Origin of the sequence: Pseudomonas migulae NBRC 103157 (assembly GCF_002091715.1) — a bacterium.
Lineage (GTDB): Bacteria > Pseudomonadota > Gammaproteobacteria > Pseudomonadales > Pseudomonadaceae > Aquipseudomonas > Aquipseudomonas migulae_A.
In genome coordinates, this window is record NZ_BDAG01000027.1 from 1 (window position 1) to 25,028 (window position 25,028).

At 59.9% G+C, this 25,028-nt stretch carries 24 protein-coding genes; 11 read left to right on the forward strand and 13 right to left on the reverse strand.

What is annotated here, in order from left to right; translation table 11 throughout:
• Positions 1-71: 71 nt before the first annotated feature.
• From PMI01S_RS19520 to PMI01S_RS19540, 5 genes are all read right to left on the reverse strand, one after another.
• On the reverse strand, positions 72-1,229 hold the full coding sequence (locus PMI01S_RS19520; protein WP_084321724.1) for a phospholipase D-like domain-containing protein: 1,158 nt from the start codon (positions 1,227-1,229) through the stop codon (positions 72-74).
• A gap of 1 nt (position 1,230) precedes the next feature.
• Positions 1,231-1,821: a YceI family protein gene (locus PMI01S_RS19525; protein WP_084321725.1), complete on the reverse strand. Its 591-nt coding sequence runs from the start codon at positions 1,819-1,821 to the stop codon at positions 1,231-1,233.
• Between the two features lie 238 nt (positions 1,822-2,059).
• A complete protein-coding gene (locus PMI01S_RS19530) occupies positions 2,060-2,389 on the reverse strand; it encodes an amidase (protein ID WP_084321726.1) in 330 nt (109 codons plus the stop codon).
• The gene (locus PMI01S_RS19535) at positions 2,386-3,480 is read right to left on the reverse strand and encodes a serine hydrolase domain-containing protein (RefSeq protein ID WP_084321727.1); all 1,095 of its coding nucleotides are present in this window, start codon (positions 3,478-3,480) and stop codon (positions 2,386-2,388) included. The genes PMI01S_RS19530 and PMI01S_RS19535 overlap by 4 nt, the downstream gene beginning before the upstream one ends.
• Before the next feature lie 157 nt (positions 3,481-3,637).
• Entirely contained in the window at positions 3,638-4,525 is an 888-nt protein-coding gene (locus tag PMI01S_RS19540; RefSeq protein ID WP_084321728.1) for an acyl-CoA dehydrogenase middle domain-containing protein, read from the reverse strand.
• A gap of 155 nt (positions 4,526-4,680) precedes the next feature.
• Between PMI01S_RS19540 and olsB the strand changes: the two genes are divergently transcribed.
• Both olsB and PMI01S_RS19550 read left to right on the forward strand, forming a co-directional pair.
• Positions 4,681-5,436, forward strand: a complete 756-nt coding sequence (gene olsB, locus PMI01S_RS19545; protein ID WP_084321729.1) for an L-ornithine N(alpha)-acyltransferase — start codon at positions 4,681-4,683, stop codon at positions 5,434-5,436.
• A complete protein-coding gene (locus PMI01S_RS19550) occupies positions 5,436-6,227 on the forward strand; it encodes a lysophospholipid acyltransferase family protein (protein WP_084321730.1) in 792 nt (263 codons plus the stop codon). Before olsB ends, PMI01S_RS19550 begins: the two co-directional genes overlap by 1 nt.
• A gap of 106 nt (positions 6,228-6,333) precedes the next feature.
• Here the strand turns inward: PMI01S_RS19550 and PMI01S_RS19555 are convergent, their stop codons facing one another.
• On the reverse strand, positions 6,334-6,912 hold the full coding sequence (locus tag PMI01S_RS19555; protein WP_084321801.1) for an acyl carrier protein phosphodiesterase: 579 nt from the start codon (positions 6,910-6,912) through the stop codon (positions 6,334-6,336).
• Positions 6,913-7,084: 172 nt separating this feature from the next.
• Here PMI01S_RS19555 and PMI01S_RS19560 point away from each other — a divergent pair, with 172 nt between their 5' ends.
• From PMI01S_RS19560 to PMI01S_RS19580, 5 genes are all read left to right on the forward strand, one after another.
• On the forward strand, positions 7,085-7,405 hold the full coding sequence (locus PMI01S_RS19560) for an ArsR/SmtB family transcription factor (protein WP_084321731.1): 321 nt from the start codon (positions 7,085-7,087) through the stop codon (positions 7,403-7,405).
• A 3-nt stretch (positions 7,406-7,408) separates the two neighbouring features.
• Entirely contained in the window at positions 7,409-8,575 is a 1,167-nt protein-coding gene (locus PMI01S_RS19565) for an MFS transporter (protein WP_084321732.1), read from the forward strand.
• Positions 8,576-8,604: 29 nt separating this feature from the next.
• Positions 8,605-9,654, forward strand: coding sequence for an alkene reductase (locus PMI01S_RS19570; RefSeq protein ID WP_084321733.1), 1,050 nt, complete (start codon positions 8,605-8,607; stop codon positions 9,652-9,654).
• 146 nt (positions 9,655-9,800) lie between these two features.
• Positions 9,801-10,247 (forward strand): hypothetical protein, encoded by a 447-nt coding sequence (locus tag PMI01S_RS19575; RefSeq protein ID WP_084321734.1) that lies wholly within the window; start codon positions 9,801-9,803, stop codon positions 10,245-10,247.
• Positions 10,248-10,299: 52 nt separating this feature from the next.
• Positions 10,300-10,947 carry a hypothetical protein gene (locus PMI01S_RS19580; protein WP_084321735.1) on the forward strand — a complete coding sequence of 216 codons (648 nt, stop codon included), beginning with the start codon at positions 10,300-10,302 and terminating at the stop codon, positions 10,945-10,947.
• A gap of 191 nt (positions 10,948-11,138) precedes the next feature.
• On the opposite strand, the gene emhR is transcribed toward PMI01S_RS19580, so the two are convergent.
• Positions 11,139-11,771, reverse strand: coding sequence for an efflux system transcriptional repressor EmhR (gene emhR / locus PMI01S_RS19585; protein WP_084321736.1), 633 nt, complete (start codon positions 11,769-11,771; stop codon positions 11,139-11,141).
• Positions 11,772-12,036: 265 nt separating this feature from the next.
• On the opposite strand from emhR, the gene emhA reads away from it, so the two are divergent.
• From emhA to PMI01S_RS19605, 4 genes are all read left to right on the forward strand, one after another.
• Positions 12,037-13,194 (forward strand): efflux RND transporter periplasmic adaptor subunit EmhA, encoded by a 1,158-nt coding sequence (gene emhA, locus PMI01S_RS19590; RefSeq protein WP_084321737.1) that lies wholly within the window; start codon positions 12,037-12,039, stop codon positions 13,192-13,194.
• A 3-nt stretch (positions 13,195-13,197) separates the two neighbouring features.
• Positions 13,198-16,359, forward strand: coding sequence for an efflux RND transporter permease subunit EmhB (gene emhB / locus PMI01S_RS19595; RefSeq protein ID WP_084321738.1), 3,162 nt, complete (start codon positions 13,198-13,200; stop codon positions 16,357-16,359).
• Positions 16,359-17,819, forward strand: a complete 1,461-nt coding sequence (emhC, locus tag PMI01S_RS19600; protein WP_084321739.1) for an efflux RND transporter outer membrane subunit EmhC — start codon at positions 16,359-16,361, stop codon at positions 17,817-17,819. The genes emhB and emhC overlap by 1 nt, the downstream gene beginning before the upstream one ends.
• Before the next feature lie 433 nt (positions 17,820-18,252).
• On the forward strand, positions 18,253-19,512 hold the full coding sequence (locus PMI01S_RS19605) for an OprD family porin (protein WP_084321740.1): 1,260 nt from the start codon (positions 18,253-18,255) through the stop codon (positions 19,510-19,512).
• A 117-nt stretch (positions 19,513-19,629) separates the two neighbouring features.
• Here the strand turns inward: PMI01S_RS19605 and pcaC are convergent, their stop codons facing one another.
• The 6 genes from pcaC to pcaH form a co-directional block, all read right to left on the reverse strand.
• Positions 19,630-20,022, reverse strand: coding sequence for a 4-carboxymuconolactone decarboxylase (gene pcaC / locus PMI01S_RS19610; RefSeq protein ID WP_084321741.1), 393 nt, complete (start codon positions 20,020-20,022; stop codon positions 19,630-19,632).
• A gap of 10 nt (positions 20,023-20,032) precedes the next feature.
• On the reverse strand, positions 20,033-20,824 hold the full coding sequence (gene pcaD, locus PMI01S_RS19615; protein ID WP_084321742.1) for a 3-oxoadipate enol-lactonase: 792 nt from the start codon (positions 20,822-20,824) through the stop codon (positions 20,033-20,035).
• An 11-nt stretch (positions 20,825-20,835) separates the two neighbouring features.
• Positions 20,836-22,200 carry a 3-carboxy-cis,cis-muconate cycloisomerase gene (locus tag PMI01S_RS19620; RefSeq protein ID WP_084321743.1) on the reverse strand — a complete coding sequence of 455 codons (1,365 nt, stop codon included), beginning with the start codon at positions 22,198-22,200 and terminating at the stop codon, positions 20,836-20,838.
• A gap of 45 nt (positions 22,201-22,245) precedes the next feature.
• Complete coding sequence (locus tag PMI01S_RS19625; protein WP_084321744.1) at positions 22,246-23,550, reverse strand: MFS family transporter; 1,305 nt, start codon at positions 23,548-23,550, stop codon at positions 22,246-22,248.
• A gap of 188 nt (positions 23,551-23,738) precedes the next feature.
• Positions 23,739-24,305 carry a protocatechuate 3,4-dioxygenase subunit alpha gene (gene pcaG, locus PMI01S_RS19630; RefSeq protein WP_084321745.1) on the reverse strand — a complete coding sequence of 189 codons (567 nt, stop codon included), beginning with the start codon at positions 24,303-24,305 and terminating at the stop codon, positions 23,739-23,741.
• A gap of 1 nt (position 24,306) precedes the next feature.
• Entirely contained in the window at positions 24,307-25,011 is a 705-nt protein-coding gene (gene pcaH, locus PMI01S_RS19635; RefSeq protein ID WP_084321746.1) for a protocatechuate 3,4-dioxygenase subunit beta, read from the reverse strand.
• Between the last annotated feature and the right edge of the window lie 17 nt (positions 25,012-25,028).

The following is a 25,028-nucleotide window of genomic DNA, read 5'->3' on the forward strand; positions in this document are numbered from 1 at the left end:
GCAAGGGATGTGTCGACAAAAAATCACGATCCAACTTCGATTCACTGTGGGAGTTGGCTTGCCGGCGATGACTATCCGCGTCGATCCAGCAGATTCACCACCAGCCGATCCACCCATCCCCAAACCCTTTGCTTGACCCGTCGCCACAGCGGCCGGCGTTGCCATGCCTCCAGGCTCACCTCCTGGCTCAACGCAAAGTCCTGCTCGAAACTCGCCACCACCGCCCGCGTCAACCCGGGGTCCAGTGCTTCGAGGTTGGCTTCCAGATTGAAACGCAAATTCCAGTGATCGAAGTTGCACGAACCAATGCTCACCCAGTCATCGACCAGGACCATTTTCAGGTGCAGGAAACACGGTTGGTATTCGAAGATCTTCACCCCGGTCTTGAGCAATCGCGGGTAGTAGCGGTGCCCCGCGTAGCGCACCGACGGGTGATCGGTGCGCGGCCCGGTCAACAACAGTCGCACATCGACGCCTCGGCCAGCAGCCCGTCGCAATGAGCGGCGAACTTTCCAGGTCGGCAGAAAGTACGGCGTGGCCAACCAGATTCGCTTTTGTCCGCTGTTCAGTGCACGAACCAGCGATTGCAGGATGTCGCGGTGCTGACGGGCGTCGGCATACGCCACGCGGCCCATGCCCTCGCCCATCGGTGGCACACGCGGCAATCGCGGCAGGCCGAAATGCGAGGCCGGTTTCCAGGCCCGCCGATGACGGTTGGCGATCCACTGGCGGTCGAACAGCAACTGCCAGTCGATGACCAGGGGGCCGGTGATCTCCACCATCACTTCGTGCCATTCGCTGGTGTCTTGACCCGGCGTCCAGAACTCATCGGTGACACCGGTGCCACCGACCACCGCCATGCTCTGGTCGACCAGCAACAGCTTGCGATGATCGCGATAGAAATTGCCGACCCAGCGTCGCCAGCTCAGGCGATTGTAGAAACGCAGCTCCACGCCCGCCGCCATCAGCCGCTGACGCAAGGTCAGGGTAAACGCGAGGCTGCCGTAATCATCGAACAGGCAGCGCACCCGCACGCCGCGCTCGGCGGCCTGGACCAATGCCTGAACCATGGCTTCGGCGCAGGCGCCCGCCTCCACCAGATACAGTTCCAGTTCGACCTGCTCTTCGGCACGGGCAATCGCGACCAACATGCGCGGGAAAAACTGCGGACCGTCGATCAGCAGCTCGAAGCTGTTGCCTTCACGCCAGGGAAAAATCGCGCCGGCCATGTCAGCGCGCCGTGAAAATCAGTACCGCACCCACCGGCACCGACAGACTGATCGCCGACAAACCGGCAAGCTTGCGCAAACTGTCCAGCCCTGGCGCCAGGTCGAAATCCGCGGCATTGATCACCAGCGGTTCGAGCGTCACCACCTGAAAGCGCCGGTCATCGAGACGGGTCGCCAACAGCTCGGCGTTGTAGTCGTGTTGTTTGCCATGGAGGTTGACGGTCACCGGCAGGCGCAATTCGAGTTGCGCGCCGGACGCGAGGTCGTTGATCGGACGCAAATCAATCTGCGCGGTGATCAGGGCTTCAGGGAAGGTCTGGATCTCGAACAATTCCTTGCGCATGCGTTCGTCACGCAAGGGGATGCCGCTGTTCACCGAATCCAGCTCGACTTCCACCTCGGCCAGGCCTTTGGGACTGACCTTGCCGTGCAGCACCAGAAAGCGCTGCACTTCGGAAATGTTGGCGTTTTTGGTGCTGACGAACGACAGCCGCGAAGACTCGCCGTCCAGGTACCAATTGGCCTGAGCCGATAATGTGGCGCCGGCCAGCAGCACAAAGGCCAGGGTTTTGATAAGGAACCGCTTGAACATAAAGACTCGTGCTGAAAATAAACGTGCACGAACCTTAACCGCCCGCGAGCGCATTGCAAACCTTGAAGATCAAACACTGCCCCTGTAGGAGCACGGCTTGCCGGCGATGGCGCTGCCGAGATCGCCATCGCCTGCAAGCCGGCTCCTACGGATTTTCGGTGTGATCAAGATTGAAGCTTCACGCCAAACCTGCAGGAGCCGGCTTGCGGGCGATGGCAGTATCGGGACCACCGCCCGTTCAGGGAGTCAGGCGGCAACCTTGGCGTTCACCGATCCACATGGCGCTGTTGCTGCGGCCGATGCCGCTGACCATCACCTGTTTGCTGACGGGATCATCGGTAAAGGCGCTGAAAGGCAGCCACTGCTTCACATAACCACGGCAATACACGGCGTCATTGTTCATCACATACCGGCACGAGCAATATTCCTTGGCGGTGTAGGCGCTGATGATGTCCGGAAACGCCCACAGCGCCACGCGCTCTTGCCAGATCCAGCCGAGCAAGGCGATCAACAGGATCAACCACAGCGTGCTGAACGGTCGGCGGCGGACAAAAGAGCGGCGATTCATGGCTGCACCTTCCCGGTGAAGGCCATGCGCGCGCGTTTGAGCAGTTCGTTGTGTCGATAGCTGCCGTCGCGGTCATCACCGTAGCGCACGATCACCAGATGTTCACTGGGAATCACGTACATCGCCTGGCCCCAATGCCCGAGTGCGGCGAAGGTGTCGGCGGGTGCATCGGGCCAGGGTTGTGCGGCGCTATCCGCCGCGCGGTTGAGCCACCAATGACCGCCCGGTACCGCCTCGTCCTGATTTGCCCGATAGCGGTCGAAAGGTTGGCGGTTGAAGGCGACCCAATCCTTGGGCAGCAATTGACGGTCGCCCCAACGACCGTCGCGGGCCATCAACAAGCCGACTCGCGCCAGATCCCGCGCGGTGAGATAGGCATATGACGAGGCGACGAAGGTGCCCGTGGCGTCGGTTTCCCAAACCGCGTGGCGAATGCCCAAAGGCTCGAACAGCGCTGTCCATGGAAAATCGGGATACCGTGCCGGGCCGACGATGTTTTTCAGCGCGGCGGCCAGCAGATTGCTGTCGCCGCTGGAATACCGAAAGGCCTGACCGGGCTGCGCATATTCGGCGTGATCGCTGGTGAATGCGGCCATGTCGTGATGACCTCGGGTGTAAAGCATCGCCACCACCGAGGACTTCAACGGGGCGTATTCGTAGTCTTCCTGCCAGTCCAGGCCGGAAGCCCAATGCAGCAGATCGGCCATAGTGATCGCGGGGTGTGTTAGCAGCGGTGGATAGAATTTCAGCGCCGGGTCCTGAAGCTTGAACAGTCCTTCGCCATAGGCCACGCCAAGGACCGCGGCCATGAGGCTTTTGCTGATTGACCAGGTCAGGTGCGGCGTGTCGGCAGTGGTCGGGCCGGCGTAGCGTTCGTAAATCAACTGACCGTCGCGGATCACCAGCAAGGCATCGGTGCGGATACCTTTTCGGGTGCTCTCGTCGCGGGGTGGGAAGGCGTAGGTTTCCAAAGCTTGAATGGCCGGGCCGCTGAGGGTCGGGCCGGTGGACCATTGCTCGGCGGGCCAGTTTTCGGCGTGGGCAGTGAGGCTGAGCAGCAGCATGAACAGCAGGGAAAAGCCTTTGAACATGGTGGGGGCCCGGAGAGTTGAACCTGCTGAGCCTAGTCGAGGTTGATGACAGTTTTGGAAGTTGTGTTGCTATTGAAGCCGCCATCGCGGGCAAGCCCGCTCCCACAGGGGAATTCATTTCAAAAGGTGGGAGCGGGCTTGCCCGCGATGAGGCCAGTCAACTCAGCGAAGATCCGGCAAGTGCCTTGGCCAACCGCTTCGCCCTGGCCCCCGCCGCCAGATCCATCACCGACTGATCCCGCTGCCACATCGCCGCCCACTCCGGCGGGCCATCGGCCAATGCCTGATTCACCTCGACCTTCAACCCGTCAAACTGTGCAAACAACCCGCCCAGCAGCACATGCCCGGCCAAATTGTTCGGCGCCTGCCGGCTGACTTCCGCGCACCCGGCCAACAGCGCCAGCAAACGCAATGACAAGCCCTGCGGCCAGTCACCGTCCTGACCGACCCCATACAGCCACGCCGTCATGGCGCTCAGCACATAGACATCTTCCAGCGTCCTGAACGGTTTGACGTACGCGTCCCAGCCATCCCCCGCCAGCAACTCACACAAGGCATTGTCGAGAAACAGCCGACCGTGGCTGATGTCCGGCATGAGCGGGATCGCCGGAAGTTTTTCCACCCGTACACCCGGTTCGCCGGGATAGACCACGGCCAGGCTCAGGCGCGGATCGTCGCCGGGTCCCTCACTGCGGGCGGCGATCAACAGCCAGTCCGCGGCATCGCCGGCGGTGACGAAATCCTTGCGCCCGCTCAGGCGCAGGTCGGTCAGACGTGTCTGCATGTCCGCCACCCGCAGACTGCGCTGTTCGGTCGCGCACAACGCGCCAAGGCTCGGCGGCGCACTCGGCCAGAGCATGCGCAACGCCGCCTGATAGCCCACCAGAAAGGCCAGCCCCGGTGTCGCCATCAGGCGTCCACCCACCACCGCCAATTCAAACGGCGTGACCGTGCCCACTTGCTGCAACAAGGTCGCGAAACCCTCTGCCAGGTCCGGGTTGGCGGGCAAGCGATCGCGACGTTTCAACAGGTTTTGCCAAGGCATAAGAGGCTCCTCGTGGGCTGTCATATAAGCATCACCAAAGCTTAATGGCGATGACACCGGGGCTACATAGCCTGACTTTGCACAACAAGGCTGGATAAAGAAAGTCGATCCGCTGTAACCCAAAGACGGGTGAGCAGCCCGCACGGAGATTCGCCATGACTCAGATCGCCCGCATCAGCGACACCGGCAATGAACGCCGCCTGCAAGCCGAACGCCTGGTGGGCGCCGAGGCTTTGCAGGAAGCCCAGGCCTTGCGCTTCAACGTGTTCAGCGGCGAATTCAACGCCAAGCTGAAGGGCGCGGAGCTGGGTCTGGACATGGATGATTATGATGTTCACTGTGCTCACATCGGCGTACGCGACTTGAACACCGGGCGTCTGGTGGCGACCACCCGCTTGCTCGACCACACAGCCGCCAGCAGCCTGGGCAGGTTTTACAGCGAAGAAGAATTCAGTCTCCACGGCCTGGTCCACCTCAAAGGCCCGATCCTTGAAATCGGTCGCACCTGCGTCGACCCGGCCTACCGCAACGGCGGCACCATCGCCGTGCTCTGGGGTGAACTGGCCGAAGTCCTGAACCAGGGCGGCTACAGCTATTTGATGGGCTGCGCGAGCATCCCGATGCAGGACGGCGGCATTCAGGCCCACGCGATCATGCAACGTCTGCGCGAACGTTATCTGTGCACCGAGCACCTGCGCGCCGAGCCGAAAAAACCACTGCCTGTTCTAGATATTCCGTCCAACGTCATCGCCGAAATGCCGCCGCTGCTCAAGGCCTACATGCGCCTCGGAGCGAAGATCTGCGGCGAGCCGTGCTGGGACGAAGATTTCCAGGTGGCCGACGTGTTCATCCTGCTCAAGCGCGACGAACTCTGCCCGCGTTACGCCAAGCACTTCAAGGCGGCTGTGTAATGAGCCGCTTGCGGGTGTACGCGCGAATTGCGCGAGTATTGGTAGTGGTTGCGCTGGGCTTGAGCATGGCCAGCGTCTTCGGGCTGTTCGAACGTTTGGGCATCGCCCATTCGATGGTCCGCCGTCAGCGCTGGTCGCGTTTCTTCATGGCGCGGCTGGCCAATGCCCTGCCCTTTCGCGTGACCGTACACGGTGAATTGCCAAAAGAATCGATGCTCTGGGTCAGCAACCATGTGTCCTGGACCGACATCCCGCTGCTGGGCATGCTGACGCCGCTGTCGTTTCTGTCAAAAGCCGAAGTGCGCACCTGGCCGGTGGCGGGCTGGTTGGCAGCCAAGGCCGGCAGCCTGTTCATCCGTCGGGGTTCGGGCGACAGCCAGTTGATCCGCAAACAGATGACCCGTCATCTGGAACAGGAGCATGCGTTGCTGATGTTTCCAGAGGGCACCACCACCGATGGCCGTTCCCTGCGCACCTTTCATGGTCGCTTGCTGTCAGCGGCGATTGATTCGCAAGTGAAACTGCAACCGGTGGCGATTCGTTATCTGCGTGAGGGTGAAGTGGATTCGCTGGCGCCGTTCATTGGCGATGATGACTTGCTCTCGCACCTGATGCGCTTGTTTGCCAATGATCGGGGTGAGGTGGAGATTCATCTGCTCAAGCCGATTGCTTGCGAAGGTCGCGAGCGTGCGGCACTGGCGTTTGAAGCACAGCAGGCGGTGCAGAAGGCGTTGTTTGGGGCGATTCCGGAGAAACAGCAGGTTCCGATGCGCCCGGCTATTGCTGCCTGAACACATACCCCTGTAGGAGCCGGCTTGCTGGCGATTGCGGTGTATCAGTCAACATCTCTGTTGAATGTTATGCCGCAATCGCCAGCAAGCCGGCTCCTACAAGGAATTATGTTGTCGGGTAGTTTTGGGCGAAGTCTTGGAGCTGCGGATAGAACAACCGAAAGTCCTCACTCAACGGTTCATACAACACCCGCAACTCCTGCATCGCCGCCGCCAACTCTTCAGGCTTGGTCAGCCGTCGCGAAATCCCCCGCAAAACCTGCTCCAGCACGTCGAACTCCCGGTAAGAACCCAGCCAGTCATTCGCCACCATGTGCGGCGCAATCCTTGCCAGCCGCTCCGGTAACTGCCGCTCGGCGGACAGCACCCGGTACACATCCGAGGTGAACTGTTCCAACGGCAGATCCGCGTACAACGTCCAGTCACGCGCCAGGCAATGGTCGAAAAATACATCCAGCACGATCCCTGCGTAACGCCGGCGAGTCAGGGAAAACCGCGACAGCGACACATCCACCAACGGATGGCGGTCGGTAAACACGTCGATGCTGCGATGCAGCTGGATGGCCGTTTCGATCTCCGGGTCGAACTGCCCTTGCAGCCGTCCCTTGACGAAATCGCCATACAGACTGCCGAGCAATTGGCCGGGGCGCTGGCCACCGAGGTGAAGATGTGCGAGATAGTTCATGGGCGCCAGCTTAGCACCGCCCATGCGGGTCCTTACACACCTCGTATCGTTATAACCCGATATACCGATTTATTCGGTCGTCAGACCAAAATCATATTGGTATATCGCGAAATACCGATTTAAAGTTCGCCTCATCGCGATATAGCGTTTTACTCATCACGAGCACCAAGCCATGAATCTCGACCTCGACGAAATAATAAAAGCCCTGGCACACCCAGTACGGCGAGACATCCTCATCTGGCTGAAAGATCCAAAAACCCAATTCCCGGAACAGATCCACAACCACGAGTACGGCATTTGCGCCGGGCAGATCGATCAACGCTGCGGCCTGTCGCAGTCGACCGTGTCCGCACATTTGGCGACCTTGCAACGTGCGGGTCTCATCAGCAGCCAGAAAGCCGGTCAATGGCACTTCTTCAAACGCAACGAGGACGTGATCCAGGCGTTCCTCGACGCCATCGTCAAGGAGCTCAGCGCTCCGACAAGGAACTGAACAATGCCCCTCTCGCTTCTCATTCTGGCCTTGAGCGCCTTCGCCATCGGCACCACCGAGTTCGTCATCATGGGTCTGTTGCCCGATGTGGCGGCTGACCTCGGCGTGTCGATCCCCGGTGCCGGCTGGCTGGTGACCGGTTACGCGCTCGGCGTGGCCATCGGTGCGCCGTTCATGGCCCTGGCCACCGCGAAGCTGCCTCGCAAGGCCGCACTGGTGGCGTTGATGGGCATCTTCATCATCGGCAATCTGCTGTGTGCAGTGGCCAGTGACTACAACGTACTGATGTTTGCCCGGGTGGTGACTGCCCTGTGCCACGGCGCCTTCTTCGGCATCGGCTCGGTGGTCGCGGCAGGCCTGGTCCCGGCGAACAAACGCGCTTCGGCCGTGGCCCTGATGTTTACCGGGCTGACCCTGGCCAACGTCCTCGGCGTACCGCTGGGCACCGCACTCGGTCAACAAGCCGGCTGGCGTTCGACCTTCTGGGCCGTGACCGTGATCGGTGTGATCGCCCTGATCGGCCTGATCCGCTTCCTGCCAGCCAAGCGCGACGAAGAGAAACTCGACATGCGCGCCGAACTGCGTGCCCTCAAAGGCGCCGGCATCTGGCTGTCGTTGAGCATGACGGCATTGTTCGCGGCATCGGTCTTCACCCTGTTCACCTATGTCGCGCCGCTGTTGGGCGAAGTGACCGGCGTCTCGCCACGCGGCGTGACCTGGACCCTGATGCTCATCGGCCTGGGCCTGACCGTCGGCAACATCATCGGCGGCAAACTGGCCGACAAAGGCCTGGCGGCGACGCTGATCGGCGTGTTCATCAGCATGGCGGTGGTCTCCACCGTTCTGACCTGGACCAGCGTTGCACTGATCCCGACCGAAATCACCTTGTTCCTCTGGGCCACCGCGTGCTTCGCCGCCGTGCCTGCCCTGCAAGTGAATGTGGTGACCTACGGCAAGGCTGCACCGAACCTGGTGTCGACCCTGAACATCGGCGCGTTCAACGTCGGCAACGCACTCGGCGCCTGGGTCGGCGGCAGCGTCATCGCCCACGGCTATGGCCTGACCAGCGTGCCACTGGCGGCCGCCGCACTGGCGGTACTCGCCCTGCTGGTGACCCTGATTACTTTCCGTCAGAACGGTAATCCCGAACTGGCCCCTGCTACCAACTGACTCACTGATACCTCACGAGGGTGCATTTCATGACGACTATTTTCGATCCGATCAAACTGGGCGACATCGAGCTCGCCAACCGCATCATCATGGCACCGCTGACCCGCTGCCGTGCCGACGAAGGCCGTGTGCCGAACGCCCTGATGGCCGAATACTACGTACAACGTGCCTCGGCGGGCCTGATTCTCAGCGAGGCCACCTCGGTCACGCCGATGGGCGTCGGCTACCCGGATACTCCGGGTATCTGGTCCAACGATCAGGTGCGTGGCTGGGCCAACGTCACCAAAGCGATTCACGGTGCGGGCGGCAAGATTTTCCTGCAGCTGTGGCACGTTGGCCGGGTGTCCCACGAGTCGTACCTGAACGGTGAAGCACCGGTCGCACCGAGCGCCATCCAGCCAAAAGGTCACGTCAGCCTGGTTCGCCCACTGGCCGACTATCCAACGCCGCGTGCTCTGGAAACCGCTGAAATCGCCGACATCGTCGACGCCTATCGCACCGGCGCAGAAAACGCCAAGGCAGCCGGTTTTGACGGCGTGGAAATCCACGGCGCCAACGGTTACCTGCTCGACCAGTTCCTGCAAAGCAGCACCAACCAGCGCACCGACAACTACGGCGGCTCCCTGGAAAACCGTGCGCGCCTGTTGCTGGAAGTGACTGATGCGGCGATCGAAGTCTGGGGCGCCGGCCGCGTCGGTGTGCACCTGGCACCGCGCGCCGACTCCCATGACATGGGCGACGACAACCTGGCCGAGACCTTCACCTACGTCGCTCGCGAGTTGGGCAAACGTGGCATCGCTTTCATCTGCTCCCGCGAGAAAGAAGCGGGCGACAGCCTCGGTCCGCAACTCAAAGAAGCCTTCGGCGGCCCGTACATCGTTAACGAACGCTTCACCAAGGACAGCGCCAACGCCTGGCTGGCCAGCGGCAAGGCTGATGCGGTCGCCTTCGGCGTGCCGTTCATTGCCAACCCGGACCTGCCGGCACGCTTGAAGGCCGATGCACCCTTGAACGAAGCGCGCCCGGAATTGTTTTACGCTAAAGGCCCGGTGGGTTATATCGACTATCCAGTGATGTAACTGCACCTGAACAAAAAAGCCCCGGGTAGAAATACCCGGGGCTTTTTATTTGGCAAACGCTCAACTCATGAAACAACATCTTCATTGCACCACAACTTGGAGCGAGGTTACTTTCAGCACTCCACACAACGCTCAAGTAATCCAACATGCAAGCACAACCGGAAAACAAACTTACTTTCACACTGATACTCAGCAACTTCACAGACTCAATATACTGGCGGGATGACGTCAGCCTGGATGATACTCCACCAGCATTCCCTTCAAAAATAATGCCACTCAGCACTCAACTTATAACGATAAAGGGCAATCCACAGTTACCCCAAAGTATTAATATCGAGTACGGCATTAGAAAAACCATTTTCAGCACCCAGGCCATATACACCAACTACAGTCAGGCCGTGCATATCAATACGGCTTTTCAATACACTCATCGAAAACGCCTGAATCATCGTTCACCCAAAGTTGAGTTTTTCTGGGAACACCATGCGCAGTCCATTGGGAAAGTCCCGATTTTCAGCCAGTCCTTTCTAGAAGCTACGAGTGACTGTTATCCCTACAACTACTGCATGCTCGCCATCATCCTGAACCGATGAGCCGCAGTCCACCCAGCCTGTAAACCCACTGACCTGATCGAAAGGAATCGATATGAACAACATCAAAGAAACCAACACCCACTACGAAGACCTGCTGTCGTTTTTCAATTACACATCCATTGGTGTCCTTTACAACCTGACGCCACTGCTATTCAGTGAGGAGAATCAACAAGCGCTGGATGAGTTGATCGGGATCACCAAGATAGAACTCATCAACTTTCTTGAAGGCGTTGAGTCAGAGCACGCTCTAAACCAGAGAATAGAAGCGTGGCGACATCAGGATGAAAGTTCGAGAAACACTCGTGTGATCGTAAAACTCCTCAACAACACGCCGCACTCTTTTAACATCGCACAAACGAGCCTGCCTTTGCCCAAATCAGAGCGTCAGTCATTCCAGCTTTCTTCTCATGCCAAGACAGCATTCAAATGCGATTTCGCCTACACCTACGGTTATCCTTGGCCCAAAAACAAAGTCATGTTCAATCAGTTTGTCGACTTTATCGATCAGAACGTCGGGGTCCGTTTTGATCTCGGCATGATAATGAGCAAAGGTTTCGGCGTCATTTCGCCAACTCACAGGGCAACGGTAAAAAACACCGTCACCTCCATCGGCTCATCCGACATCAATTGTTCAACCAAAATCACCAGCATGGCAAAGGATGAACCTTTCAGCTTCGAGGTGGAAATCACGCTGGGCTGAAGCCGCGACGATTCGGGATCGCTCTCACCTTTTCACATCTGCGACACAAATTTCCTACAAAATACGTAGCTCGCTACCTGTCATCCCGGAGCCCGTGCGTATATAAAAGCACCCCATCATGACAACGCGGGCGAAGAGTCGATCTTCGCCCGCATCTATTGACAGAAACGGATCCAATTACGCATTTTGTTTCATTTGCGCAGGCTGGGGCTCAGGCGCAGCATCTCCAACCCTGTATCGACCCATCGCTCGGCTTCCAAATGCAGTTGAAAACTGTCGGGCGCCAATAGCCACTGATACAAAATGCCATCGATGTAAGCATGCAGGCTGATAGCCGCGCGGGGCGTGTCGAGGTTTTCCGGCAACTGCCCCCGATTCACTGCATTGGTAAGGGCCAGGGCGATTCGCACATTGCAATCGAGGCTGACTTCCCGGCGCTGCTGGCGCAGATCGCACATTTCATCGGTGAATTCGCACTTATGAAACAAAATCTCATTGATGCGTCGGGTTTTCGGGTCCAGGGCAACTTGATGAAACAAATGAATCAGCAGCTTGCGCATGCAACCCAGTGGGTCGAGTTCATCTTCGCTTTCACTCGCCTTGGCCATTTCGTCCAGCGGCTCATGCAACGTATCAAGCATGGCCTGCACCAGATCCGCCTTGTTACTGAAGTGCCAGTAAATGGCCCCGCGTGTCACGCCAGCCAGGGTCGCGATGTCCGCCAGCGTGGTGCGCGCTACGCCCCGTTCGTAAAAGGCTTTCTCTGCCGCTTCGAGTATCTGGCTACGGGTTTCCTGAGCTTCCTCTTTGGTACGACGGACCATGGCATACAACCTCAATCGGGGTGCTTCAGCGATGCCTGAACATCCACTGAATGAAAGTGGGGCGAACGCTCTCGGGCGTCGTCCCCGGCCTACAATTCGAACCTTTGAAACGGCTTTTGTAACGGTATGGGTACGCAGCCAAGGTATTTACAAACAACCATGAACGTAAGTATATTCCTTAGCAAGCTACTTATCTACTCAGCGCACATTTTTTACCCTTACACATTTCTTGTGCGCAATTTGCGCGCCTGACCCGAGGATTTTCATGCAATTCAAGCCAGCTGTTACCGCTCTGGTCACTGCCGTCGCCCTTGCATCGCTGCTCAGCGGATGTAAAAAGGAAGAGGCGCCACCGGCCCCTCCACCGCCTCAGGTCGGCGTTGTCACCTTGCAACCTCAAGCCTTCACCCTGACGTCCGAACTGCCGGGGCGCACCAGCGCCTACCGCATCGCCGAAGTTCGCCCTCAGGTCAACGGCATCATTCTCAAGCGTCTGTTCAAGGAAGGTGGCGACGTCAAGGCCGGCCAGCAGCTGTATCAGATCGATCCGGCGGTTTATGAAGCCACGCTGAAAAGCGCCGAAGCCAATCTGCAGCAGACCAAATCGATCTCCGATCGCTACAAGCAACTGGTCAACGAACAGGCTGTCAGCCGTCAGGAATACGACACAGCCCTGGCCAATCGCCTGCAATCGGAAGCCGCCCTGCAGAGCGCCCAGATCAATGTTCGCTACACCAAAGTCTACGCGCCACTCTCCGGCCGAATCGGCCGTTCCAGCGTGACGGAAGGTGCACTGGTCACCAGTGGCCAGGCCGATGCCATGGCGGTGATCCAGCAACTCGACCCGATCTACGTCGACGTCACCCAGTCTTCCGTAGAGCTGCTTGAACTGCGCCGCGAACTGGAAAGCGGTCGCCTGCAAAAGGCCGGCGACAACTCGGCCGCGGTCAAGCTGACCCTAGAAGACGGCAGCCAGTACAAGCTGGACGGCAAGCTCGAGTTCTCTGAAGTCTCGGTTGACCAGACGACCGGCTCCGTGACCTTGCGTGCGGTATTCCCGAACCCTGATCACACCCTGCTGCCCGGCATGTTCGTTCACGCCCAGCTTCAGGCCGGCGTCAACGCCGCCGCGATCCTGGCACCGCAACAAGGCGTGACCCGCGACCTCAAAGGCACCCCGACCGCGCTGGTCGTCGGTGCGGACAACAAGGTCGAGCTGCGTCAGCTCAAGGCCAGCCGCACTGTCGGTAGCCAATGGTTGATCGAAGACGGCCTGAAGGCTGGCGATCGCCTGATCACCGAAGGACTGCAATTCGTCAAACCTGGCATTGAAGTCAAGGCCACTGAGGCGACTAACGTTGGCGCACAGAACCCGGCCCCCGCACAGGCAGCTAGCAAGGCTTCCAGCGGCAAAGGGGAGTAAACCATGTCGAAATTTTTTATCGACCGTCCGATTTTCGCCTGGGTAATTGCCCTGGTGATCATGCTGGTCGGGGCTCTATCGATCCTCAAGTTGCCGATCAACCAGTACCCGAGCATTGCGCCTCCGGCGATCGCCATTTCCGTGGCCTATCCGGGCGCTTCGGCGCAAACCGTGCAAGACACCGTGGTACAGGTGATCGAACAGCAGCTCAACGGTATCGACAACCTGCGTTATGTGTCCTCGGAAAGTAACTCTGACGGCACCATGACGATTACGGCGACCTTCGAGCAAGGCACCAACTCCGATACCGCGCAGGTTCAGGTCCAGAACAAACTGAACCTGGCCACCCCGCTGCTGCCGCAAGAAGTACAGCAGCAAGGTATCCGCGTCACCAAGGCGGTGAAGAACTTCCTGCTGGTGATCGGCGTGGTCTCGCGTGACGGCAGCATGACCAAGGACGACCTGTCCAACTACATCGTTTCCAACATGCAGGATCCGATCTCGCGGACAGCCGGCGTGGGCGACTTCCAGGTGTTCGGTTCCCAGTACGCCATGCGTATCTGGCTCGACCCGGCCAAGCTGAATAACTTCAACCTGACCCCGATAGACGTCAAAACCGCCATCGCCGCGCAAAACGTCCAAGTATCGTCCGGCCAGCTCGGCGGCCTGCCGGCCATGCCCGGCACTCAGTTGAACGCGACGATCATCGGCAAGACCCGCCTGCAGACCGCCGAGCAATTCAGCAAAATCCTGCTCAAAGTCAACAAGGACGGCTCCCAGGTTCGCCTCAAAGATGTCGCCGATGTCGGTCTGGGTGGTGAAAACTACAGCATCAACGCCCAGTTCAACGGCGCCCCGGCTTCCGGTCTGGCGGTGAAACTGGCCAACGGCGCCAACGCCCTCGACACCGCAAAGGCCCTGCGCAAGACCATCGACAGCCTCAAGCCATTCTTCCCGCAAGGGATGGAAGTGGTGTTCCCGTACGACACCACGCCCGTGGTGACCGAGTCGATCAAGGGTGTGGTTGAAACCCTGGTCGAAGCGATCGTGCTGGTGTTCCTGGTGATGTTCCTGTTCCTGCAAAACTTCCGCGCCACTGTCATCACCACCATGACGGTGCCGGTGGTATTGCTGGGTACTTTCGGCATCCTCGCGGCGTTCGGTTTCAGCATCAACACCCTGACCATGTTCGGCATGGTGTTGGCCATCGGCCTGTTGGTGGACGACGCCATCGTCGTGGTGGAAAACGTCGAACGGGTCATGAGCGAAGAAGGCCTGTCACCCAAGGAGGCCACCAAGAAATCCATGGGGCAGATCCAGGGTGCGTTGGTCGGTATTGCCCTGGTGCTCTCGGCGGTACTGTTGCCAATGGCATTCTTCGGCGGCTCGACCGGTGTGATCTACAAGCAGTTTTCCATCACGATCGTCTCGGCCATGGCCCTGTCGGTACTGGTGGCACTGATCTTCACCCCGGCACTCTGCGCCACCATGCTCAAAGCCATTCCCAAGGGTGAGCACGGCGTTCCGAAACGCGGCTTCTTCGGCTGGTTCAACCGCAACTTTGACCGTAGCGTGAAAAGCTACGAGCGTGGTGTCGGCAATATTCTGCGCAACAAGGCACCGTACCTGCTGGCCTACGTGATCATCGTCGTCGGCATGATCTGGTTGTTCATGCGCATTCCCTCCTCCTTCCTTCCCGAGGAAGACCAGGGCGTACTGTTTGCCCAAGTGCAGACCCCGGCCGGTTCGACGGCCCAGCGCACCCAGGTCGTCGTGGACGAAATGCGTGAATACCTGCTGCGCCCAAGCAAGGATGGCGGTGAAGGCGATGCGGTGAACTCGGTGTTTACCGTGACCGGCTTCAACTTCGCCGGCCGTGGCCAGAGTTCGGGCATGGCGTTCATCATGATGCGGCCATGGCATGAACGTAACGCCGACAACAATGTGTTCAAAGTCGCGGCCCGTGCCCAACAGCACTTCTTCACCTTCCGTGACGCCATGGTGTTCGCTTTCGCGCCGCCAGCGGTACTGGAGCTGGGTAACGCCACCGGTTTCGACGTGTTCTTGCAAGACCGCGCCGGTATTGGTCACGAAAAGCTGATGGCTGCCCGTAACCAGTTCCTCGGCATGGCAGCGCAAAGCAAAGTGCTGTCGCAAGTGCGTCCGAACGGTCTGAACGACGAGCCGCAGTATCAGTTGGAAATTGACGACGAGAAGGCCAGTGCCTTGGGCATTACCATCGCCGACATCAACAATACCCTGTCGATTGCTCTGGGCAGTAGCTATGTGAACGACTTCATCGACCGTGGTCGGGTGAAGAAGGTTTACGTGCAAGGCGAGCCCGGCGCGCGCATGAGCCCCGAAGACCTGAAGAAGTGGTACGTGCGCAACAGCGCCGGGACCATGGTTCCTTTCACCGCATTTGCCAAGGGTGAGTGGATTTACGGTTCGCCAAAACTGGCCCGTTACAACGGCGTAGAAGCGATGGAAATCCTCGGTTCCCCTGCTCCGGGTTATTCCACCGGTGAAGCCATGGCTGAAGTCGAGGCGCTTGCCCAGAAACTGCCGGCCGGTGTCGGCATTTCCTGGACCGGTCTGTCGTATGAAGAACGACTGGCGGGCTCCCAGGCGCCTGCGCTGTTCGCGCTGTCGATTCTGATGGTGTTCCTGTGTCTGGCGGCGCTGTATGAAAGCTGGTCGATTCCGATTGCGGTCGTGCTCGTGGTGCCGCTGGGGATTATCGGTGCGCTGATGGCCACCAGCCTGCGGGGTCTGTCCAACGATGTGTACTTCCTCGTGGGTCTGTTGACCACCATCGGGTTGGCGGCGAAAAACGCCATTCTGATCGTCGAGTTCGCCAAGGATCTGCATGAACAGGGCAAGAGCTTGCAGGAGGCTGCCATTGAGGCTTGCCGCATGCGTTTGCGGCCAATCATCATGACCTCCCTGGCGTTCATTCTCGGCGTGGTGCCGCTGGCCATTTCCAGCGGCGCCGGCTCGGGCAGCCAACACGCCATCGGTACCGTGGTAATTGGCGGTATGATCACCGCCACCGTACTGGCGATCTTCTGGGTCCCGCTGTTCTTTGTCACCGTGTCGGCCATGGGTCAGCGTAAAACCGCCGATCAGGACGACGCTATCGAACCTTCTAAAGAGGCTGGCTAATGAGCAAGTCGCTACTCTCCATCGCAGTCGCGGCCTTCGTGCTGAGCGGCTGCTCGCTGATACCCGATTATCAGCAGCCTGAAGCACCGGTGGCAGCGCAGTACCCGCAAGGTCCGGCGTATTCGCCGACCCAGGCGCCTGCACAGGCCGCCGCCGAACAGGGCTGGAAGCAGTTTTTCCATGACCCGGCATTGCAACAGCTGATCCAGGTCGCCCTGGAAAACAACCGTGACCTGCGTGTCGCGGCGCTGAACATCGACGCGTTCGCGGCGCAGTACCGCATCCAGCGTGCGGACCTGTACCCGGCCATTTCGGCCAACGGCACCGGAAGCCGCCAGCGGGTTCCGGCGGATGCTTCGCAGACGGGCCAAGCGGGGATCACCAGTTCCTATTCCGCTACCGTTGGCATCAGTGCTTATGAACTCGACCTGTTCGGTCGGGTTCGCAGCCTCAGCGAAGAAGCGCTGCAGAAATACTTCGCCACTGAAGAAGGCCGTCGCAGCACGCAAATCAGCCTGGTGGCCAGCGTGGCGAATGCCTACCTGACCTGGCAGGCCGACAAAGAACTGCGCAAGCTGACTCAAGACACCCTTGGCGCGTTCGAGGAGAGCTACAAGCTCACCTCGCGCAGCAACGAAGTGGGTGTGGCTTCCGCCCTGGACCTGGCGCAGTCGCGTACCTCGGTGGAAAACGCCCGTGCGCAACTGGCCCGCTACACCCGTCAGGTCGCCCAGGATGAAAACAGCCTGGTGCTGCTGCTCGGCACCGGCATCCCGGCCAATCTGCGAGAAGCCAAGCCGCTGTCTGATGACCTGCTGAGCGACGTACCGCCCGGCCTGCCGTCGGACCTGCTGCAACGTCGTCCGGACATCCTTCAGGCCGAATACAACCTGAAAGCGGCCAACGCCAACATCGGCGCGGCGCGCGCTGCGTTCTTCCCGAGCATCAGCCTGACCGCCAACGCCGGTACCTTGAGCCCGGACCTGTCCGGTCTGTTCAAGGGAGGTTCGGGCACCTGGTTGTTCCAGCCGCAAATCAACCTGCCGATCTTCAACGCCGGCAGCCTGCGCGCCAGCCTGGATTACTCGAAAATCCAGAAAGACATCGGCGTGGCGAACTACGAGAAGTCCATTCAAACGGCCTTCCAGGAAGTCGCCGACGGCCTGGCCGCCCGCCAGACCTACACTGAGCAATTGCAGGCCCAACGTGATTTCGTCACCGCCAACCAGGACTACTACCGCCTGGCCGAGCGTCGTTATCGCATTGGCGTCGACAGCAACCTGACCTTCCTCGATGCCCAGCGTCAGCTATTCAGTGCCCAGCAGGCACTGATCACCGACCGTCTGGCGCAACTGACCAGCGCCGTGAATCTGTACAAGGCACTGGGCGGTGGCTGGAATGAGCAGACGGCGAAAGTCGAGCCGCTGAAAGAAGAAGCGCCGAAGCTGAAGTTGTTCTGATCGAGCTGCTGTAAACACGAAGCCCACCGTTTGGTGGGCTTTTTATTGGCTGCGGGGAAAGGTGTGCTGGCAATACTGGCGCCATCGCGAGCAAGCCCGCTCCCACATACGACCGAGTTCTTCCATCAGGAATGCGGTCAAATGTGGGAGCGGGCTTGCTCGCGATGCGGCCGGCACAGGCAACCCAAAACCGGACCCATCTTACGTTCGATAACCGCCCAAAACCCGCTTTTACCAATTGAACCATCCAGTTCATTCCCCGCACCATTCGCCACACAAAACCAATAACAACAGGTTCGACACCATGCCCCCGCGCCCTGCCCTGTCCGGCTGATCTCGCCCCCGTTTCATTTGAATTCGAATTTTTTGTCTGCAACCCGGCGGTTGCGGCATCAACCCGTTTCATCCCCAAGAATCAGAGAGACCCGAGCACATGACCCCTTCCACTGCGCAGTACGTCTTTCCCGGCCTGATCGCCATCGCACTGACTGGCATGGCCCTGCCCGCCACGGCCGAAGAGTCAGGTTTCGTCGAAGGTGCCAAGGTCAACCTCAACCTGCGCAACTTCTACATCAACCGCAACTTCACCAACCCGACCAAGGCGCAGGGCAAGGCTGAAGAGTGGACGCAAAGTTTCATCCTCGACGCGAAGTCCGGGTTCACCCAGGGCACCGTCGGGTTCGGCATGGATGTGCTGGGGCTGTACTCGGTGAAACTCGACGGCGGCAAAGGCACCGGTGGCACGCAACTGCTGCCGCTGGACCACGACGGTCGCCCGGCAGACAGCTTCGGTCGCACCAACGTGGCGTTCAAGGCCAAGCTGTCGCAGACCGAAGTGAAGGTCGGCGAATGGATGCCGGTGCTGCCGATCCTGCGTTCGGATGATGGGCGCTCGTTGCCACAAACCTTCCGTGGCGGCCAGATCACCTCGAAGGAAATCAATGGTCTGACGCTCTACGGCGGCCAGTTCCGCCAGAACAGCCCCCGTGACGACAGCAGCATGAACGACCTGTCGATGACCGGCAAAGCGGCGTTCACCTCCGACCGCTTCAACTTCCAGGGCGGTGAATACCTGTTCAACGAAAAGCGCACACAAATCGGCCTGTGGAACGCCGAACTCAAGGACATCTACAGCCAGCAATACGTCAACCTGATTCACACGCAACCCATTGGCGACTGGACCCTGGGGGCCAACCTCGGTGTCTTCTACGGCAAGGACGACGGCAGTGCCCGCGCCGGTGATCTGGACAACAAGACCTGGTCTGGGTTGCTTTCGGCCAGATACGGCGGCAACACCTTCTACGTCGGCCTGCAAAAACTCACCGGCGACAGCGCCTGGATGCGGGTCAACGGCACCAGCGGTGGCACCCTGGCCAACGACAGCTACAACTCCAGTTATGACAACGCCCGGGAAGAATCCTGGCAGGTGCGTCACGACTACAACTTTGTCGCGCTCGGTATTCCCGGCCTGACCCTGATGAACCGCTACATCAGCGGCGAAAACGTGCACACCGGCACCGTCACCGACGGCAAGGAATGGGGACGCGAAAGTGAACTGGGCTACACCGTGCAGAGCGGTGCGCTGAAGAACCTGAACGTCAAATGGCGCAACTCGACCATGCGCCGCGACTACAGCAACAACGAGTTCGACGAGAACCGGTTGATCGTCAGCTATCCGATCAGTTTGTTGTAAACCTGCAAAATCCTGTAGGAGCCGGCTTGCTGGCGATAGGATCGGCGCGGTCTGCCTGACAAACCGCGTCGTTCATATCGCCAGCAAGCCGGCTCCTACAGGTTTGTGGTGTTTGGTCTATTCCCGGGATTCAACCCCCAACTCATCCCACACCGATTCCGCCAAATGAAACGTCGCATTCGCCGCCGGGATGCCGCAGTAGATTGCGCTCTGCATGATGACTTCTTTGATCTCGCCACGGGTCACGCCATTGTTGGCCGCGGAACGCAGGTGAAGTTTGAGTTCGCCCTCCCGGTTCATGCCGATCAGCATCGCAATGGTGATCAGGCTGCGGGTGTGGCGCGGCAAACCCGGACGGGTCCAGATGTCGCCCCAGGCGTGGCGGGTGATCATTTCCTGAAACTCCGAGTTGAACTCGGTCAGCGCGTTCAGGCTGCGGTCGACGTGTGCGTCGCCGAGCACGGCGCGGCGGACGTTCAGGCCCTCGTCGTAACGTTGTTTCTCGTCCACAGCAATCCCCTCAATCAGCTGACAGAAACGCCAGCACTCGGTCGCTGAACTCAGCACCGGCCTGAACGTTTGAAAGGTGCGCGGCGTAGAACTCGGCGTACTCGGCGCCCTGCACCTTTTCCTGGATGAAGTGCCCACCGGACGGCGGGGTCACGGCGTCTTCAGTACCGGCGATCACCAGCAGCGGCACCTTGATCGAGGACAGCTGATCACGGAAATCGGCATCGCGTACCGCCGCACAATTGGCCGCATAACCTTCTGGCGAAGTGGCCGCGAGCATGTCGGTAATCTTCTTGGCCGCCGCAGGATTGGCTTCGGCAAAATCCGCGGTGAACCAGCGCGCAATCGATGCATCGCGCAGCGCGACCATGGCCGCCGCGCCGTCACGCAGCACGGTTTCGATGCGTGGGTTCCAGATCGACGGATCGCCGATTTTCGCCGCGGTGTTGCACACCACCAGTTTGTTCAATCGATCACCGGCATGGATGCCCAGCCACTGGCCGATCAAGCCCCCCATCGACAGGCCGCAGAAATGCGCTTTATCGATGTGCAGCGCGTCCAGCAACGCGAGCACGTCACGGCCCAGTTGCTCGATGCTGTACGGCCCCGGCGTGACCAGCGATTTGCCGTGCCCGCGCGTGTCGAAACGCAGCACCCGGAAATGTTCGGTGAACGCCGCAATCTGTGCGTCCCACATGTGCAGGTCAGTGCCCAGCGAGTTGGACAGCACCAGCACCGGCGCGTGTTCAGGCCCATCGAGTTGGTAATTCAGTTCGCCCTCGGCGAGTTGTACGAAAGCCACAGCAATCTCCTTCAGGCAGTCAACGCAGAATGTTCAGCCACCGCTCGCTCGACCCACGTACGGGATTGACCGAGATAGTGGGCAGGGTTCAGCAGATCATCGAGTTCAGCAGGCGAGAGTTCGGCGGTCACTTGCGGCTCGTCGCCGAGGACCGCGCGCAAATGCCGTTGCTCGGCCACGGCGCGCTTGCAGCATTGTTCCAACAGATGGTGCGCGGTGTCGCGGCCGACCCGTTGGGCGAGGACGATGCTCACCGCCTCGGCCAGCACCAGGCCTTGGGTCAGGTCGAGATTGCGGGCCATGCGTTCGGCGTCCACTTCCAGTCCGTCCGCCACCAGCAGCGCTTGTTTCAGGCTGCCGGACACCAGGCAGCAAATTTCCGGCAGGGTTTCCCACTCGGCATGCCACAGGCCCAGACTGCGCTCGTGTTCCTGCGGCATCGCGCTGAACAGGGTCGAGAGCAAACCGGGCACGCGGGTAGCCGCGCCGATCAACACCGCAGCGCCCACCGGGTTGCGTTTGTGCGGCATGGTCGAAGAGCCGCCCTTGCCCGGCGCCGAAGGTTCGAACACTTCGCCCGCCTCAGTCTGCATCAACAGGCTGATATCGCGGCCAAGTTTGCCGAGGCTGCCGGCGATCAGTCCCAGCACCGAAGCGAATTCCACCAGGCGATCACGCTGGGTGTGCCAGGGCTGATCAGGCAAGGTCAGTTGCAGTTCCCCGGCCAGCGCTTGCGCAATCGGCATTGCCTGCTCGCCAAGGGCCGCGAGGGTCCCAGAGGCGCCGCCAAATTGCAGCACCAGCAGACGCGGCTTGAGTTCTTGCAGGCGTTGCCGGCTGCGGGTGACGGCGCCCAGCCAACCGGCGATCTTCATGCCCAGAGTGACCGGCGTCGCGTGTTGCAACCAGGTGCGTCCGGCCAGCGGCGTGGCGACGAAACGCAAGGCTTGCGTCGCGAGGGTTTCGCCCAGTTGCGCCAGATCGCCTTCAATCAGTTCCAGTGCCCGGCGCAGTTGCAGCACCAGGCCAGTGTCCATCACATCCTGGCTGGTCGCGCCCAGATGCACATAGCGCTCGGCTTGCGCATGGGTGCTTGCGATCTGCTTGCCCAACGCTTTCACCAACGGAATCGCCGAATTGCCGGCCGTGGCAATCGCCTCGCCGAGGGCCGCAAAGTCGTAATGTTCGGCGCGGCAGGCCGCTTCGATAGGCGCGAGCGCCGCTTGCGGAATCAGTCCGACACACGCCTCGGCCCGAGCCAGCGCTGCTTCGAAATCGAGCATGGCCTGAACCCGGCCCTGATCGCAGAACACGTCACGCATATCGCGGGCAGTGAAATAAGCATCGAACAGTTGATTGCCCGGTTGCTGGTTCATAAACAGTCCCTTAAGGCGTGGGCCGGTGTGGCCCACGCAGATGGATCAAAGGTCGTGGTGCAAGTATTTCGCCTGTTTCGGCAGACGCAGACTGAACAGAAACGCCACCGCCATCATCACCGTGACGTACCAGTAGAAGGAGTTTTCCATGCCCACGGCTTTGAGGCTCAGCGCCACGTATTCTGCCGAGCCGCCGAAGATCGCATTCGCCACCGCATACGCCAGGCCAACGCCCAATGCGCGTACTTCCGGCGGGAACATTTCGGCTTTCACCAGGCCGCTGATAGAGGTGTAGAAACTGACGATCGCCAGCGCCACGGTGATCAACACAAAGGCCAGGAACGGACTGCTGACGCTTTTCAGGCTCAACAGGATCGGTACGGTGAACAACGTACCCAAAGCACCGAACCACAGCATCGAATTACGTCGGCCGATCTTGTCGGCGAGCATGCCGAACAGTGGCTGCATGCACATATATAGAAAGAGTGCGCCGGTCATGATGTAACTGGCGGTCTTGGCGTGCATGCCGGCGGTATTCACCAGGTATTTCTGCATGTACGTGGTGAACGTGTAGAAAATCAGTGAGCCACCGGCGGTGTAGCCAAGCACGGTGATGAACGCAGCTTTATGGTCGCGGAACAAAGCGCGGATGCTGCCGGCGTCCTTGTTGTCGCGCATTTCCTTGCTGGTGGTTTCCTTGAGCGAGCGACGCAGAAACAGCGAGATCAATGCCGCGGCCGCACCGACCACGAACGGAATCCGCCAGCCGTAGGCACGCAGGTCATCTTCAGTGAGGAACTGCTGCAGGATCACCACCAGCGACACCGCGAGCAGTTGTCCGCCAATCAGCGTCACGTACTGGAACGAGGCGAAAAAACCGCGCTGGCCCTTGAGCGCAACTTCGCTCATGTAGGTCGCGGTGGTGCCGTACTCGCCGCCCACCGACAAGCCCTGGAGCAAGCGCGCGAACAGCAGCATGATCGGCGCCCAGACGCCGATGTCCTTGTAGGTCGGCAGGCAGGCGATCAGCAGCGAGCCGAAGCACATCATCAGAATCGATATCAGCATCGAATTCTTGCGCCCGTGCTTGTCCGCGACACGGCCGAAAATCCAGCCGCCAATCGGCCGCATCAGGAACCCGGCGGCGAACACGCCAGCGGTGTTGACCAACTGCACAGTCGGGTTATCGGACGGAAAAAAGGCAGGGGCGAAATAGATCGCGCAAAAGGCGTAGACGTAGAAGTCGAACCATTCGACGAGGTTGCCGGACGAGGCGCCGACAATGGCGAAGATGCGCTTGCTGCGCTCCTCGCCGGTGTAATGCGCTGGAATAGCGGTAGGGGTTGTCATTGTTCTTCACTCTTTGGGGACGGTGACAGTCTAGACACACTTTGCAACAGTCCCGTTCCACAGATGACACAAGCGACACGTCCCGCTGTAGGAGCCGGCTTGCTGGCGATAGCGGTATGTCAGTGTCATCAATGTTGAATGACACACCGCAATCGTCAGCAAGCCGGCTCCTACAGGGGGCGGTGTTTTCAGTAGTCGAAGAACACCGTCTCCGCATCGGTGCCTTGCAGAATCACATTCCACTGGTACACACCGGACGCATCCTGTTTCGCCAGCAAGGTATTGCGGCGCTCAGCCGGCACGCACTCCAGCAGCGGATCCGATACGTTGGCCGGCTCGCCATCAAAGTAAATTCGCGTCAGCAAGTGTTTCACCAACCCGCGAGCAAACACCAGCACCACCAGGTGCGGTGCCTGGGTCGCGCCCTTCAGGCCTTCCACCGTGCCCGGCTTGATCGTGGTGAACCGGAAGCGCCCTTCGGCATCCACCGGAATCCGCCCAAAGCCTTCGAAGTTCGGGTCCAGGGGTTTGTCCTGATCGTCTTCGGGGTGATCGTATTTGCCAGCGGCGTTGGCCTGCCAGACTTCCAGCATCGCGTCATTGACGACATCGCCGTTGCCGTCGACGACTTGCCCGGTGATCGCCACGCGCTCGCCCAGGGTTTGTTCGACGGTCAGGTTTTCGCGGTTCAGCCAGGTCAGGCCGATGTGGTAATACGGCCCGACGGTGTGGGACGTGGTCGCAGTCAGCGTCATCTTATTTCTCCATCGGCGTGGCATCGCGGCCGCGCAATACGATGTCCCAGCGATAACCGAGGGCGTAGGAAGGGATGGTTTTTTCCAGGTCGAAACTGGCAATCAGGCGCTCTTTGGCGCGGGTGTCCGGCACACAGTTGTAGATCGGGTCGTATGCCAGCAACGGGTCGCCGGGGAAATACATCTGCGTGACGAGGCGCGTCAGAATGCTCGGCCCGAACAGTGAGAAATGGATGTGCGCCGGGCGCCAGGCGTTGTGGTGGTTGCCCCACGGGTAAGCGCCGGGCTTGATGGTCTGGAACTGGTACCAGCCATCGGCGTCGGTCACGGTACGGCCGGTGCCGGTGAAATTCGGGTCCAGCGGTGCGTCATGCAGGTCGCGGGCGTGGTTGTAGCGGCCAGCGGCGTTGGCCTGCCAGATTTCCACCAGAATCCCTGGCACCGGCAGACCGTTTTCATCCAGCACGCGTCCGTGAATGATGATGCGTTCGCCCAATGGCTCGCCCGTGTGCTGGGCGGTCAGGTCGTTGTCCTTCTCGCTGACCCGCTCGGCACCGACCGTCGGGCCGGTAATTTCCGACAACGAATGTGGCAGAAACACCAACGGCTTGGACGGCGATCGCAGGTTGGTGGATTGATAAGTCGGGTGCAGGTACTCCGGCTGGGTGCCTTCCTGCGGGCGACGGTAACCAGGCTTGTCAGTCATTTCGCTTTCCTCAGTTC

Excerpts from the sequence above, each read along its gene's own strand:
- PMI01S_RS19520 (WP_084321724.1), bottom strand. The coding sequence starts at position 1,229 with ATGGCCGGCGCGATTTTTCCCTGGCGTGAAGGCAACAGCTTCGAGCTG.
- PMI01S_RS19525 (WP_084321725.1), bottom strand. The coding sequence starts at position 1,821 with ATGTTCAAGCGGTTCCTTATCAAAACCCTGGCCTTTGTGCTGCTGGCC.
- PMI01S_RS19530 (WP_084321726.1), bottom strand. The coding sequence starts at position 2,389 with ATGAATCGCCGCTCTTTTGTCCGCCGCCGACCGTTCAGCACGCTGTGG.
- PMI01S_RS19535 (WP_084321727.1), bottom strand. The coding sequence starts at position 3,480 with ATGTTCAAAGGCTTTTCCCTGCTGTTCATGCTGCTGCTCAGCCTCACT.
- PMI01S_RS19540 (WP_084321728.1), bottom strand. The coding sequence starts at position 4,525 with ATGCCTTGGCAAAACCTGTTGAAACGTCGCGATCGCTTGCCCGCCAAC.
- olsB (WP_084321729.1), top strand. The coding sequence starts at position 4,681 with ATGACTCAGATCGCCCGCATCAGCGACACCGGCAATGAACGCCGCCTG.
- PMI01S_RS19550 (WP_084321730.1), top strand. The coding sequence starts at position 5,436 with ATGAGCCGCTTGCGGGTGTACGCGCGAATTGCGCGAGTATTGGTAGTG.
- PMI01S_RS19555 (WP_084321801.1), bottom strand. The coding sequence starts at position 6,912 with ATGAACTATCTCGCACATCTTCACCTCGGTGGCCAGCGCCCCGGCCAA.
- PMI01S_RS19560 (WP_084321731.1), top strand. The coding sequence starts at position 7,085 with ATGAATCTCGACCTCGACGAAATAATAAAAGCCCTGGCACACCCAGTA.
- PMI01S_RS19565 (WP_084321732.1), top strand. The coding sequence starts at position 7,409 with ATGCCCCTCTCGCTTCTCATTCTGGCCTTGAGCGCCTTCGCCATCGGC.
- PMI01S_RS19570 (WP_084321733.1), top strand. The coding sequence starts at position 8,605 with ATGACGACTATTTTCGATCCGATCAAACTGGGCGACATCGAGCTCGCC.
- PMI01S_RS19575 (WP_084321734.1), top strand. The coding sequence starts at position 9,801 with ATGCAAGCACAACCGGAAAACAAACTTACTTTCACACTGATACTCAGC.
- PMI01S_RS19580 (WP_084321735.1), top strand. The coding sequence starts at position 10,300 with ATGAACAACATCAAAGAAACCAACACCCACTACGAAGACCTGCTGTCG.
- emhR (WP_084321736.1), bottom strand. The coding sequence starts at position 11,771 with ATGGTCCGTCGTACCAAAGAGGAAGCTCAGGAAACCCGTAGCCAGATA.
- emhA (WP_084321737.1), top strand. The coding sequence starts at position 12,037 with ATGCAATTCAAGCCAGCTGTTACCGCTCTGGTCACTGCCGTCGCCCTT.
- emhB (WP_084321738.1), top strand. The coding sequence starts at position 13,198 with ATGTCGAAATTTTTTATCGACCGTCCGATTTTCGCCTGGGTAATTGCC.
- emhC (WP_084321739.1), top strand. The coding sequence starts at position 16,359 with ATGAGCAAGTCGCTACTCTCCATCGCAGTCGCGGCCTTCGTGCTGAGC.
- PMI01S_RS19605 (WP_084321740.1), top strand. The coding sequence starts at position 18,253 with ATGACCCCTTCCACTGCGCAGTACGTCTTTCCCGGCCTGATCGCCATC.
- PMI01S_RS19620 (WP_084321743.1), bottom strand. The coding sequence starts at position 22,200 with ATGAACCAGCAACCGGGCAATCAACTGTTCGATGCTTATTTCACTGCC.
- PMI01S_RS19625 (WP_084321744.1), bottom strand. The coding sequence starts at position 23,550 with ATGACAACCCCTACCGCTATTCCAGCGCATTACACCGGCGAGGAGCGC.
- pcaG (WP_084321745.1), bottom strand. The coding sequence starts at position 24,305 with ATGACGCTGACTGCGACCACGTCCCACACCGTCGGGCCGTATTACCAC.
- pcaH (WP_084321746.1), bottom strand. The coding sequence starts at position 25,011 with ATGACTGACAAGCCTGGTTACCGTCGCCCGCAGGAAGGCACCCAGCCG.